The 12,044-nt window shown below is 73.9% G+C and carries 10 protein-coding genes; 1 reads left to right on the plus strand and 9 read right to left on the minus strand.

The genetic code is table 11. The annotated features are described in order from the left end of the window. Positions 1-8 precede the first annotated feature (8 nt). Positions 9-1,478: a sugar transferase gene (locus tag AB0J88_RS08610; RefSeq protein ID WP_364346975.1), complete on the plus strand. Its 1,470-nt coding sequence runs from the start codon at positions 9-11 to the stop codon at positions 1,476-1,478. Here the strand turns inward: AB0J88_RS08610 and AB0J88_RS08615 are convergent, their stop codons facing one another. From AB0J88_RS08615 to AB0J88_RS08655, 9 genes are all read right to left on the minus strand, one after another. Then, positions 1,479-2,735 carry a DUF1501 domain-containing protein gene (locus AB0J88_RS08615; protein ID WP_364346973.1) on the minus strand — a complete coding sequence of 419 codons (1,257 nt, stop codon included), beginning with the start codon at positions 2,733-2,735 and terminating at the stop codon, positions 1,479-1,481. After that, positions 2,735-4,003: a DUF1800 family protein gene (locus AB0J88_RS08620; RefSeq protein WP_364346971.1), complete on the minus strand. Its 1,269-nt coding sequence runs from the start codon at positions 4,001-4,003 to the stop codon at positions 2,735-2,737. The genes AB0J88_RS08615 and AB0J88_RS08620 overlap by 1 nt, the downstream gene beginning before the upstream one ends. After that, entirely contained in the window at positions 4,003-5,175 is a 1,173-nt protein-coding gene (locus tag AB0J88_RS08625; protein WP_364346969.1) for a glycosyltransferase family 4 protein, read from the minus strand. The genes AB0J88_RS08620 and AB0J88_RS08625 overlap by 1 nt, the downstream gene beginning before the upstream one ends. Continuing rightward, on the minus strand, positions 5,172-5,996 hold the full coding sequence (locus AB0J88_RS08630; protein WP_364346967.1) for a glycosyltransferase family 2 protein: 825 nt from the start codon (positions 5,994-5,996) through the stop codon (positions 5,172-5,174). Before AB0J88_RS08630 ends, AB0J88_RS08625 begins: the two co-directional genes overlap by 4 nt. Beyond that, positions 5,993-7,108, minus strand: coding sequence for a glycosyltransferase family 4 protein (locus AB0J88_RS08635; protein ID WP_364346965.1), 1,116 nt, complete (start codon positions 7,106-7,108; stop codon positions 5,993-5,995). Before AB0J88_RS08635 ends, AB0J88_RS08630 begins: the two co-directional genes overlap by 4 nt. Beyond that, entirely contained in the window at positions 7,105-8,202 is a 1,098-nt protein-coding gene (locus AB0J88_RS08640; protein WP_364346963.1) for a polysaccharide pyruvyl transferase family protein, read from the minus strand. The genes AB0J88_RS08635 and AB0J88_RS08640 overlap by 4 nt, the downstream gene beginning before the upstream one ends. Then, the gene (locus tag AB0J88_RS08645) at positions 8,199-9,542 is read right to left on the minus strand and encodes a polysaccharide biosynthesis C-terminal domain-containing protein (RefSeq protein ID WP_364346961.1); all 1,344 of its coding nucleotides are present in this window, start codon (positions 9,540-9,542) and stop codon (positions 8,199-8,201) included. Before AB0J88_RS08645 ends, AB0J88_RS08640 begins: the two co-directional genes overlap by 4 nt. Continuing rightward, the gene (locus AB0J88_RS08650; RefSeq protein WP_364346959.1) at positions 9,532-10,806 is read right to left on the minus strand and encodes an O-antigen ligase family protein; all 1,275 of its coding nucleotides are present in this window, start codon (positions 10,804-10,806) and stop codon (positions 9,532-9,534) included. Before AB0J88_RS08650 ends, AB0J88_RS08645 begins: the two co-directional genes overlap by 11 nt. A gap of 84 nt (positions 10,807-10,890) precedes the next feature. After that, positions 10,891-12,042: a hypothetical protein gene (locus AB0J88_RS08655; RefSeq protein WP_364346957.1), complete on the minus strand. Its 1,152-nt coding sequence runs from the start codon at positions 12,040-12,042 to the stop codon at positions 10,891-10,893. Between the last annotated feature and the right edge of the window lie 2 nt (positions 12,043-12,044).

Here is a 12,044-nt window from a genome sequence, read left to right on the forward strand (position 1 = left end):
GAACGGGAATGGCCACACAGTCGCAGGCCGCGGCCGACAGCGGTGTCGCGGTGTCGGCGCAGCGGCCTGCGGGCGACGGACCGGTGTCCAGCGATGGATGGTCCACGGCGCCGACCGAGGTGCTGCCCTACGTGGGCTCGCCCGCCTCGACCCGCACCCGCGCGTTGCGCGCCTGGATGATGACGGCGCCGATCGACCTCGCGGCGTTGGTGGCCCCGCTGCTCTGGACCGTCCAGTACTGGCGGGGCACGCTCGTGATGGCCGGCCTGACCATCGTGTTCTTCGCGTTCGGCGGCCTCTACGCGGCGCGCCGGCACGTGAGCCTGCTAGACGAGCTGCCGATCCTGGTCGGCCGCATGCTGGCCAGCGGGGCGGTCGTGGCGATCGTCGCGGCGTTGCGGCACGAATCGGTCTACTACGTGGCGGGCTTCGTCCGCGGGCTGGCCCTGGCCGGCTGCCTCGTGCTGGCCGGGCGGGTGGCGTCCCGCTCCCTGATCGTGCTCGCCCGGCGGCGGCGGTGGGTCGAGCACAACACGATCATCGTCGGCGCCGGCCCGACCGCGGTCGAGCTGGCGCGGCTGCTACGCCGCGACACGCGCTACGGGCTGCGCTTCGTCGGCCACGTTGACGACGCGCCGCGGTCTGGCGGCCCGCCGCTGCTCAGTGACCTCGACGGTCTGGAGCGGGCCATCGCGCTCGCGGAGTGCGACGTGCTGATCTTGTCGCACCCCGACTGTCCGGAGTCGACGCTGATGGACACCCTGCGGCGCCCGGCCGCGTCGGCGTGCGACCTGTGGGCCGTGCCGCGGCTCTGGGGCTCCCGGTCCCATGGGGGCGGCATGGCCGACCACATCGGAGCGATCCCGGTCATCCACGTCCGGCACACCACGCTCGCGGGACCGCGCTGGTGGGTAAAGCGCGCCTCCGACATCGTCGTGGCGGTCCTTGGGCTGGTGCTGCTGAGCCCCGTGATGCTGCTCTGCGCCGCCGCTGTCTTCGTCGAGGGCGGTCGCGGGGTGCTGTTCCGGCAGGAACGCCTCGGCCAGCGTGGGATCCCGTTCCAGCTCATCAAGTTCCGCTCGATGCGGCCGGCGGACGAGACCGAGTCGCGCACCATGTGGACGGTCTTCGGCAACGCCCGGATCGGCCCGGTCGGCCGGTTCCTGCGCCGCACCTCGCTGGACGAGCTTCCGCAGCTCTGGAACATCCTGCGCGGCGACATGACGGTGGTCGGCCCGCGGCCCGAGCGGCCGTACTTCGCGGAGAAGTTCACGGCCGAGCACCCGGACTATGCCCGGCGCCATCGCGCGCCGGCCGGCCTCACCGGCCTGGCGCAGGTCAGCGGGCTGCGGGGCGACGTGCCGATCTCCGACCGGGCCCGCTACGACAACTACTACATCGAGAACTGGTCGCTCTGGCTCGACGCCAAGGTGATGGTCCGCACGGTGGGCGAGGTGTTCCGCGGCAGCGGCCGCTGATCAGCTCGCCGGGAAGATCGGCAACGCCTGTTTCGGCTGGTAGCCGTCGAGGTAGCGGGCCGGCTCGACACCCAGCACGGTGGACAGCACCGCGCTCAGGACGTCGCGGAAGTCCACGGTCGCTTTGAGGTCGCCGTCGTCCAGGTCGCGCAGGCTCGGCTGCACCCCGTAGAGGCCTCCGGCGACCCGCGGACCGGCCACGAAGACCGGACCGGCCGTGCCGTGGTCGGTGCCGTCGGAGGAGTTGGCCCGCACCCGGCGGCCGAACTCGCTGTAGACCAGCACCGAGACCTGCTGGCCGTTGGCCGATGCGGTCATCCGGTCGACGAACGAGGTCAGTGCGGTGTCGAGTTCCCGGAGCAGCATCTCGTGCCCGACCCGCTCCTGCGCGTGCGTGTCGAAGCCGCCCAGGCTGACTGAGTAGACGGACGTCGGCACGCCCGCCTCGACACAGCGGGCGACCAGGGAGAGCTGGGCGGCCAGCGAGCTGGCGCCGCCGGTCGCCGTCGCGGGTGGGTGGTCGGCGGCGGCGGCGGGCGAGGTCGTGGCGGCGGAGGCGTCCCGGACCATCGTGTCCATCTTGACCAGATCGGCGTACGAGAGCGCGGCGCGTGCCTGCAACGCCGACTCACCCGGCTCGGGCTGCCCGAGCGCGCCGATCATGCCTGTGGTCAAGCTGGACGGCAGCGCCAGGCCGCCGACGCTGATGCACGCACCGGAGCGGGTCTCCCCGGCCAGCAGTGGCGGCAGCACCGACTCGAAGCTGACCGCGGCCTCCACCGGCGCCGCCGTGCCGTCCAGCCAGCGACCCACCCAGCCCGTCGGGACGGGGCGGACCGGGTTGGCCGTCTGCCAGATGTCCATCGAGCGGAAGTGGCTGCGGTCCGGCCGCGGGTAGCCCACACCGGCGACGATCGCGAGCCGGCGGCTCTGCCACAACCGGTGCAGGCCAGCGAGCATCGGGTTGAGCGCGAGCGCGGTGTCGAGCTGGAGCACCCGCTCCTGCGGGTAGGCCAGCTCCGGTCGGGCGCGGTAGTAGGCGGGATCGGCGTACGGGATGACGGTGTTGAGTCCGTCGTTGCCGCCGTAGAGCGTGACCAGGACGAGCTTCGGGTGCGTCGGGGCCTGCTGCCGCGTCTGCGGGGTCGACGTCGACAGGAGCTCGCTGATGCCGAGGCCCGCGAAGCCGGCGGCCAGCGCGCTCGCGCCCACCACACCGGAAGCCCGGAGGAACCGTCGCCGCGTGATCGGGTCCATCACGTCACCAGGTATTCCGGGCTGACCAGGCCGAGCGTCAACAGGCCGCGGGGGTCGGAGACGCCCTTCAGCGCGGCGTAGGTGCGGTCTGTCCACCCGTCGACGCAGAGCAGCGCGGCCAGCGACTCCGGTGTCAGCGGGCCAATCGGGGCGAGGCTGGCCAGTCGGGCGGCGATGCCGAACCGGACCTGGGCCGTGCCTGGCGTCAGCCACGCGGCGCCGGCCGGCCAGCCTCCGACGCTGGGCGGCGCGAACGGCACCTGCCCGAGCCGGTCGAGGCTGTAGAGGATCTTGTGCAACGTGTCGTCGTCCCAGCTGCCAGGGCGCACGCCGAGTTGCCGGGCGGCTCCCACCAACCACTCGACGGGCTGCTTGACCTGGTGGCCGGCGCTGGCCCGGAAGGCGTCGTCCAGCAGGAGCGCGGCGAGCATGGCGGCTGGGTCGGGGAACCGCGCCGCCACCGCTTCATGGGTGCCGGCCGGTATCGGCTCCTCGGAGGAGCCGTATCGGTGCCACAGTCGCGCGGCGACGAATCGCGGGCACTCCTCTTGCCCCAGCAGGAGGTCGACGAGGCCGTCCGCGTCGAACGCACCGGTCATGCCGAGGATGGTCTTGCGGCCGTGGTCGTGGGCCGTGGGGGACAGCCGGGCGCGGACCTCGTCGTACTCGATCTTCCAACCGGTCAGCGCGCGCCCGGCCTCCTTGACGTCGCGCTCGGTGTAGCTGCCGATCCCGAGGAGGAAGAGCTCCATGAGCTCGCGGCCAAGGTTCTCGTTGGCGGCCTTCCGGTCGTTGAGCTGGCCGTCGAGCCAGTAGATCAGGGCGGGGTCACGGATCATCGCGTGCGCCATCGCCCGAAAGTCGCGGCTGTCCCGCAACGTGCGGTGCTGGTGCAGCATCAACGTCGGGCGGATCACCTTGCGGATCGAGGTCGCCCAGTGGCCGTGCCAGAACCAGATCAGCTTCTCCCGGGCCTGGTGGTCGGCCGCCGTGAGCCGGTCGAGCCACCAGCGGGTGAGCTGCGCGGTCTGCGCCTCGCGCGTCCGGTCGGCCCGCGCGCGCCTGGCGGGCGACGGGTTGGTCAACCCGCTGAGCGGATCGGGGGGCAGCGACGGCAGCGGCGTCGCCGACGCGCCGATGTCGGGTGCCGCCGGCTGGAGCAGGGCGTGGACGGTCGCCTCGTAACCCGATCTCGTCGCGGCCGCCAACTCGGCCGCGGTCGGTCCGAAACCGGCACGCCGCAACAAAAGCGCCACCCCGCCGGACATCACGTCAATGTATGCGATGGCGACGCGACGGGGAAACCGGGCGCGGACAATGTGGAGTACGCGGCGGCGAGCTGGTCCCGCACCGCCGACCGGCCGTGGTGTGCGACCGCCCAGGCCCGACCCGCGTCCGCGAGCCGGCCTGCCAGTGCGGGACTGCCGGCCAGCTCGGCGATCGCGGCCACCCACTCGGCCGGCGTCCCCGCGACGAGCGCGTGCTCGCGATCGCGCACCTCCGCCCGGTCGGCGACGGTGGGCGTGACCACCGCCGGCACGCCCGCGGACAGCGCTTGGATGAGCTTGAGCTGCACACCCGTCCCGCGCAAGATCGGAGCGATCGCGACGGCCGCGCGCGCGTAGAAGGGCGCGACGTCCGGCACGTCCGCGTGCAGCGTGACGTCGCCGCCAGCCCGGCCGGAGAGCTCGGCCGGCGGCTCGGAGCCGACGACGGTCAGCCGCACGCCGGGCACCGCGGCGCGGATGCCGGGCCAGCACTCGTCGAGGAACCAGCGCAGCCCGGCCACGTTGGCCTCGTAGCTGAGCCGGCCCACAAAGAGCACCTCGGGCGGCCCGTCCGGCGGGCCGGTGCGGCGGGGGAGGTCGCAGGGGCTGCGCACCACGTAGGTGCCGGGCCGGTCGTCTCCGGCCGCCGACACGATGATCGGCACCCCCCGACCCACCAGGTCGTCCTCGCGTGCCTTCATCCGGCGGTGCTCGACGCGGCCAAGCGCCCGCCACAGCGGGTTCGAGCCGGTCGCGGCGAGCTGGGCGTAGTAGTCGCTGCGGAACTCGTCGAGGTCGATCAGAACCGGCGTGTCGCCGCACGCCTCGACCAGGTGGGCCGTGCGGAACACGTTGAGGTGCACGACGTCAGGGCGCCACCCGGCGAGCTCGGCCCGCAGAGCGGACCGCAACCCGCGCGGGTCGGCGTACCCCGTCTGCAGCGACCGGCCGGTGACCAGCGCGCGGGCGCTGCGCACGAGGCGACCCCAGCGATTGTTGCCGACCAGGACCGGGTCGGCGACCGGCAGCTCGCGGGCGAGTGCGGCCTCGCCGGCATCGTGCACCAGGCCGAGGAACCGCACGTCGTGCGACTCGGCGAGCAGCTCGAGGATCGTGTGGCTGCGCGGCCGGATGCCAGCCGGGATCCACGGTGCGACGAACAGGATCTTCATCCGGGAAACCTCCGCAGGGCATGGGCCGAGAGCCGTTGGGCGCGGCCACCGTGGAGTCCGAAGTAGACGGCCATGCCGTCGCGATACAGGCGCTTCTTGCCCACGGCCGCGGTGCTGGTGCTCTCCTTGTGCTCGGCGACACTGGCGCCGGCGGCGCCGACCCGCCCGCCGGCCGCCCGCAGCCGCACACACAGGTCGACGTCCTCGAAGTAGAGGAAGAACCGCTCGTCGAAGCCGCCCGCGGCGCGGAACGCGTCGGCCCGGACCAGCATGCAGAACCCGGAGACCCAGTCGACGGCGGTCGTGCCGGCAGCCGGTGCGACGTCGAGATAGGCGAGCATCGGCACCAGGCTGCGCAGCACGCGGGACGCGGCCAGCCGCCGCTTCAGCCCGGCCGGCACGACCTCGTCGAGCCGGAGCGCGGCGATCCACTCCTTGGCCATCGACGGCGCGGACCCGGAGGAGACGCCGAACCGGCCGTCGGGGTAGCGCATCCGCGGCGCGACCGCGGAGAAACCCTCCTTGAGCGCCGCCCGCAGCGCCGCGAAGTCGGCCGGACCGATCCGGCAGTCCGGGTTGAACAGCAGGTAGGCGTCGGCGTCCGGCGCACTGGCGGCGGCCGCGTTGACTCCGGCGCCGAACCCGTCGTTGGCCCGGCGCAGCACGTGTGGCGTGTACGCGGCGGCCACCCGCGCGCTGTCGTCGGTGGAGGCGTTGTCGGCGACAACGACGCGGTCCAACGGCAGCGCCGTCAGGCTGCCCAGGCTGTCCGGGAGGTCGCGCGCCGAGTTGTGCGCGACGACGATCGCGACGACCTTCATCGGGCGGCCGCCGTGGCGTACGCGTCCAGGTAGCCGGCGACGGTATCGTCCCAGCGGAAATGGGCCGCGACGTGCTCCCGGCCGGCCGCGCCGCCGGCCGGGTCCGCGAGAACCGTCTCGACCGCCGCGGCGAGCTCCTCAGGCGTCCGACCGACGACCAGCGGGCCGCCGATCGCGGCCGCCGGCCCGGGCGAGGTGACCACCGGCATGCCGAGCGCCATCGCGTGCAGCACCTTGAGCAGTACTCCGCCTCCAAGGATCGACGGCAGCAGCGCCGCGTGTGCCGAGCGCAGCTCGGTGGTCAGGTCCGGCACGGTGCCGGTGACCACGACGCCTGGCCCGGCGAGGGTCGTCACCTCGTGGCCCGGGCGCGCTCCGACGATCCGTAGCTCGGCTTCCGGGTGGGTGCGCCAGACCAGCGGCATCACGCTGGTCACCAGGTGCCGGGCGACGAGCGCGTTGGCCCGCCGCCACATCGCGCCGCAGAAGACCAGCCGCGGCGGTGTGCCGGGCGCGGGCGGGCGCCAAGGCTCGGTCGGGGGGTCGATGCCGGGTGGGGCCAGCACGACCCGCGGGTTCTCGGCGGCGACCACGGCGCGGTCGGCCGGCGAGAGGGTGACCACCGCGTCCGCCAGGCGGATGGCCGCCCGCTCGAAGCGCCGCGTCCGCAGGAGCTCGGCCATCCGGTACGCGCGCGCCGGACCCGTGGCGGCCCGGACCGATTCGGCCATGACCGAGGCGGTGATGTCGTGCAGCCCCAGCACGGTCCGGGGGAGCCGGCCGACGACCTCAGCCGTCTGGAGGTACTCGGCGTGCACCACGTCGGGACGGAGGCGGTCGACCAGGACGGATACCTCGCGAGTGGCCTGGCGCGGCCAGGCCTGGCGCAGCCAGCCCGGCCGGACGCCGAGCCGGTCGGTGAACCCACCGCCCGGTGCGGCGCCGGGCAGCAGGGTGTAGCCGTCGCGATCGGCGCCCACGGTCGCCTGCGGCGAGTAGACGAACAGCTCGGTCCGGGCAGCCAGCCGCGGCACGAGTTTGACCAGCGTGTCCGCCGCCGCGTGGTCGTGGTCGAGGTCGGGCGCGAACGGCGACAGGAGCAGCACTCTCACCCGCGCACCACCTCCGCGACGAACCGCTTCGCCACCACACCCTGGGCGACGAGCCGCTCGGCGGCGGCCGCGAATCCGGCGGTGTCGCCGGCCGCCCGGAGCGCGATCCGGTGCAGCGTGGCCGGGTCGACGTACGGGTCGACCACATAGCGGCCCAGGCCGAGGTCGACGAACGCGTCGTGCACCTTCCGCTCGTAGGCGATCGCCACCGTCGGGACACCCATCGCCACCGCGAGCAGCACCGCGTGCAGGCGGACACCCAGCACCAGGCGCCGCTCTGCTACCCGGCGCAGCCAGTCGTCGAGGCCCGTGGCGAACGGTGCGGCGCCGTCCAGCGGGTTCGTGACCACGTCGGTGAGGTCGGGCAGGGCGCGGGCGTGCACGGCGTCGTCTTCGCCCCGCGCCCCACGCCCGTACGCCATCGGCAGGAACGCTCCGGACCAGCCGTCGGCGGTCAGGGCACCCACCACGCCGTGGAGTGCGCCGAGCAACGCACGCTCCACCGGTGCGGCGAGTGGACGCATCGAGACCGCGAAGCTGCGGCCGTTCGGAGCGGGCCGCTCGGGCAGCGGCAGCGTGTACGCCAAGTCGCCGATCACCCGCGCGGAGGCGCCGAAGCAGGCGCCGCTGCGGGCATCGCGGACACCGACGGCCGTGCAGGCGGAGCCGATCACCTGCAGGAGTCGCCGGCCGGCCGCGGTGCCACCCTCCCGCACACCGGCACCGGCGACGGCGACCGGGGTGCCGGCGAACCGCGCCATGGCCACGATCCGAGCGAACATCGGTAGCGTGCCGGGCCAGGGCAGATTGGGGGAGCGTTCCTGGAAGACCGTGCCCGGCCCGAGCAGCAGCAGGTCGCTGCCGCGCAGCGCCTGGTGGGCGACGCCCTGCCGGCCCGCCGAGCCCCGGGCACGCAGGGTCGGCAGATGGACGGCGTCGACGCCGTGCACCCGCCTGACCCGCTCCGGCTCGGGGCAGAGCACGACGAAGCCGGCGTCCGGTGCGGCGGCGCGCACAGCGCCCATCAGCGCATGCAGCAAAAGCTCGTCGCCCAGGTTGTCGGAGCCGAACCAGCCGGCGATGGCGATTCTCATGGGCGCACCTCCGGGGAGACAAGAGCCCGCGCCTGCCAGGCGGCCAGCCCCAGCAGCACCCCACCCGTGGCCAGCACCGCCGTGGTCGGGCCGAACCGGCCGAGGACGACCAGCACCGTCGCCGCGGCGGCGACCATGGCGACCCCGGCCACGACCGGCCGCACCAGGGTGCGCTCGCGGATGAACCAGAGCATCGAGCCGGCCACGATCAGCTCTGTGAGGACCGTCGCCCACGCGGCGCCGGTCGCGCCGTACGGGCCGTCGAGGAGCAGGTTGAGCAGCAGGTTCCCGGCCACGCAGCAGACCAGGACGAGCAACCGGGAACCCGCGCCGCCGGCCGCGAGCAGGATCGCCGACAGCCCGTAGTTGGCGAACCGGAGCGCCAGGAACAGCGCGAGGACGGCAGTGAGGGAAAGCACCTCGGGTGCGGAGCCGAACAGGACGGTAACGCCGACCGGCAGGGCGACCAGCAGGAGACCGGCGACGGCGGTCCCGGCGAGCCGGAAGAACCGGTGGATCGCGGCGGGGTCGTCCTCGCCACCCCGCGCCGCGAACGCCAGCGCTCCGACGCCCATCGAGGCCGCGACCTGCACCGCGGGCCCGACGATGCCGGCCGCGGCGACGTACGAGCCGACCTCGGCCGCGGTGACGAACAGCGCCAGCACGAACACGTCGCCGCGGAAGTAGAACAGCCCGAGCAGGTCGGCGGCGAAGTAGGGCAGCGACTCCCGCAGCCGGCGTCGCAGCGCGACCGGGGCCGGACGCACCCGCCACGCGCCGGTCGCGGCCAGCGCGGCCGCGGACCGCACCACCGCGGCCGCCAGCACCAACACGGCCGCCCTGTCGAGCGTGAGTCCGCCGCGGATCGCGGCCAGCCCGCAGCCGGCGACCAGCAGCGCGCCCGCGCCACCGTTGACGGCCGCTTCCCGCCAGGCGCCGCGGGTGCCGCGGACCAGCACCCACGCGGTGTCGTTCCACTGCTCGAGCAGGCTGGCCGCGAAGAACATCAGCAACGCGGGGCCGAGCACCGGCCACGCGCACAGCACCGCGACGGCGAACAGCGCCAGGCGTCCGGCGTGCAGCCGTGCGACCTCGTCGGCCGGCACCTGCCCGGCGGCGGTCTCGCGGGTGAGGTGGGTGACCAGTCCGAAGGACAGCGCCGCCGCGGTGAGCGTGGCCCCCAGCGTGGCCAGACCGTAGCGGCCGACCGCCTCGGCGCCCGCGCCGCGGACCAGCAGCGCCATCACCGCGAGCGTGGCGAGCCGGCTCGCGATGCTGGACAGTCCGAGCAGTCCGGACGCGACGGTCAGCGACGGGCGCCGACCGGCGTCAACGGTCATCCGACCGCAACCATCCGCCGAAGAAGCCGACGACCAGCAGGAACAGCAACAGGTACGGCCCCTGCATCAGCCCCCAGCCGGTCATGCCGATCAACAGGATGCCCGGGGTGGCGCTGACCAGCACCCGCGCCGGCAGGTCGGCGCCCCTGGTCAGCCACGCGCGCCGGACCGCCAGCACCAGCACGGCGACCACCGGTGCCCACCAGAGCAGCGCGCCGGCGATGCCGGTCTCGGCGGCGGTCAGCAGGACGATGTTGTGTACCGGAACGCCGGTCTGGGTGAGCCGGTCGAGGTCGCCGACGACGTCCACGTAGCCGTTGGGGCCAACACCGGCCCACGGGTGCCGGGCGATGGTGTCGAACGCCACGCCGGTCACATGCCCGCGAGCACCGCCGCCGGGATCGGACGCGAAGCGCGCGATCAACCAGGGCAGCGACACCGCGCCGAGGACGGCGGTCATCCCGATCGCGAGGAAGTGCCGGCGCTGCCATCGCCCCGCCGCCACCGACTCCAGCAGGACCGAGCCAGCGACCAGGGCCACCACCGCGACCAGCACCGTGCGGCTCTGGGTCAGCCAGACGCCGGCGAACACGGCGCCGAGCGTGAGCCAGATGGCCCAGCGTTCGAGGCGACCGCGCTGAGGCAGCGCGAGGACGGCGAGGCCACAGAGGAACAACACCTTGGACAGTTCGCCGGGGTGCGCCGTCAGGCCGGTGGCCCGGCCGAGCACGTCGAGCGCCTGAGCACCCTCCACCCGCCGCAGGGGCAGGCCCGCCGCGGCCAGCCCGACGGCGAGAAGTTGCAGCCAGGCGACGGCGGCCAACGCCCAACAGAGCGGCGCGCGGAGGCGGCCCGCAGCGGCGCCGACCGCGAACGCGGCTGCGCCCATGGTGAAGGCCGCCAGCCCGGAGACGGTCAGCGCCGACTTCGGCCAGACCGTGAGCGCCAGGAGGGCGAGCCAGGTCAGGAAGGGTGCGAAGAGCAGCAACGCCCGTCCGACGTCCCGCGGCGCGCGCCAGGCCAGCACGCCGATCGCGACCAGGACGGCGACCGTGTACGTGTGGAGCGTCGGCCGTAGGTTGGCGATGCCGGCGTAGACCGGGCTTTCGGCGGGCAGCAGCGCGACCGGTCCGACCGCGACGGTGGCGACCAGCATGACGACCGCGGCCGCCGCCCAGGGGTCTGTTCGCTGCCACCACCGGGTGCCTCCGTCGGTGGCGACCGCAGGCAGATCGACTATGGCATGCGACGTGCCGGACGGCATGACGAAACTCCCGAGCCCCGTGTGACGCGAGCCTTCCTCGCGCTCAGCGAGTCTGCCACAGCCGTCGATGCCTGCCGGCACCGGTCAGAACTTGGCGGCGCCGCGCAGGCCGTTCGTCAACCGGCGGAGGTCGTCGACCCAGTTCCGAGGCGCGGTCATCCGCAGCACGACCTGCCGGTCGACGGCTCCGCCCGGGGTGCCGGCCCAGTAGCCGATCACTACGAGGCCGTAGCGGTCACCGTCGAGGGTAAGCGTCTCGGCGAGAGTCGCGTTCGGACCGGCGTAGCGCCACTGCGCCCCCCAGGCGTCCTCCACGGACCGCAGTTCGTCGCGATGCGCCTCGTCGCAGATCGGGGTGCAGTTGCGGACGGTGAGCTCGCCGCCGATCGGGCCGTCATCGGTGTTCCGGCCGCAGTTGTAGCGGACACTTCCGGCGCCGACCGCTGCGGCCGCGCAATCCCAGCGGGCCGGGAGCGTCAGCGTGAAGCCCAATCCGTCGAGGTTGACCGGACGCACCGGGTCGGTCGGGCCAAACACCGGCCACTTGTCGGGCCAGTCGCCCGGCCGCGGCGGCTCGATCCCGGGCCGCACGGGCGGTGAGGTCGGCTGGAGCGCGGCCACCGTGCCGCCGCCGCTGAGCGTCGGTGCCGGGTCGTCGCCACCTTCTTCGCCGGCGAGCGCGAACACGACGCCGCCGGCGGCGAGGACGACGACCACGGCGGCCGCGATGCTCACCCAGAGGGCGCGCGGCCGGCGTTTCCTGGTTGCGGAAAAGGCGATCCGCCGGCCGGGCGCGGCGAACGGGTCCGGTGCCATCGGATCGGTCGGCTCCGCCGGGTGTACGACGACGTTGGCCGGCCTCACGATCGGCGGTGGATCCTCGAACACCCCGTCGTCATAGGAGACTTCGCGGGGTGCGTCGGGCCGGTAGTCCCGGCCCAGTGCGACGAACACGCGCTCGGCACCCGGGTCCTGGTCGCCAGGGTAGGCGACCCATGGGGTGGCGCCGGTGAAGTCGGCCCGGAGGAAACCGGTGGGTTGCTCGGGCTCCGTCGAGACGGTGGTGCTGGCCGCGAACGCGTCGCGCCACTGCTGGTCGGCAGCTACCGCCTCGTCGAGCACGGCGACGGTAACGGCGTTGCCGGCTTCGTCGCCCTCGTCAACCGCCAGCCAGACGCTGCCGATGTCGCAGGCGCCCAACCGCCCGATGACGCGAAATGGAATGTCCGGCCGCATGT

The organism is Asanoa sp. NPDC049475 (assembly GCF_040676915.1).
Lineage (GTDB): Bacteria > Actinomycetota > Actinomycetes > Mycobacteriales > Micromonosporaceae > Asanoa.

Excerpts from the sequence above, each read along its gene's own strand:
- AB0J88_RS08610 (WP_364346975.1), top strand. The coding sequence starts at position 9 with ATGGCCACACAGTCGCAGGCCGCGGCCGACAGCGGTGTCGCGGTGTCG.
- AB0J88_RS08615 (WP_364346973.1), bottom strand. The coding sequence starts at position 2,735 with ATGGACCCGATCACGCGGCGACGGTTCCTCCGGGCTTCCGGTGTGGTG.
- AB0J88_RS08620 (WP_364346971.1), bottom strand. The coding sequence starts at position 4,003 with ATGTCCGGCGGGGTGGCGCTTTTGTTGCGGCGTGCCGGTTTCGGACCG.
- AB0J88_RS08625 (WP_364346969.1), bottom strand. The coding sequence starts at position 5,175 with ATGAAGATCCTGTTCGTCGCACCGTGGATCCCGGCTGGCATCCGGCCG.
- AB0J88_RS08630 (WP_364346967.1), bottom strand. The coding sequence starts at position 5,996 with ATGAAGGTCGTCGCGATCGTCGTCGCGCACAACTCGGCGCGCGACCTC.
- AB0J88_RS08640 (WP_364346963.1), bottom strand. The coding sequence starts at position 8,202 with ATGAGAATCGCCATCGCCGGCTGGTTCGGCTCCGACAACCTGGGCGAC.
- AB0J88_RS08645 (WP_364346961.1), bottom strand. The coding sequence starts at position 9,542 with ATGACCGTTGACGCCGGTCGGCGCCCGTCGCTGACCGTCGCGTCCGGA.
- AB0J88_RS08650 (WP_364346959.1), bottom strand. The coding sequence starts at position 10,806 with ATGCCGTCCGGCACGTCGCATGCCATAGTCGATCTGCCTGCGGTCGCC.
- AB0J88_RS08655 (WP_364346957.1), bottom strand. The coding sequence starts at position 12,042 with ATGCGGCCGGACATTCCATTTCGCGTCATCGGGCGGTTGGGCGCCTGC.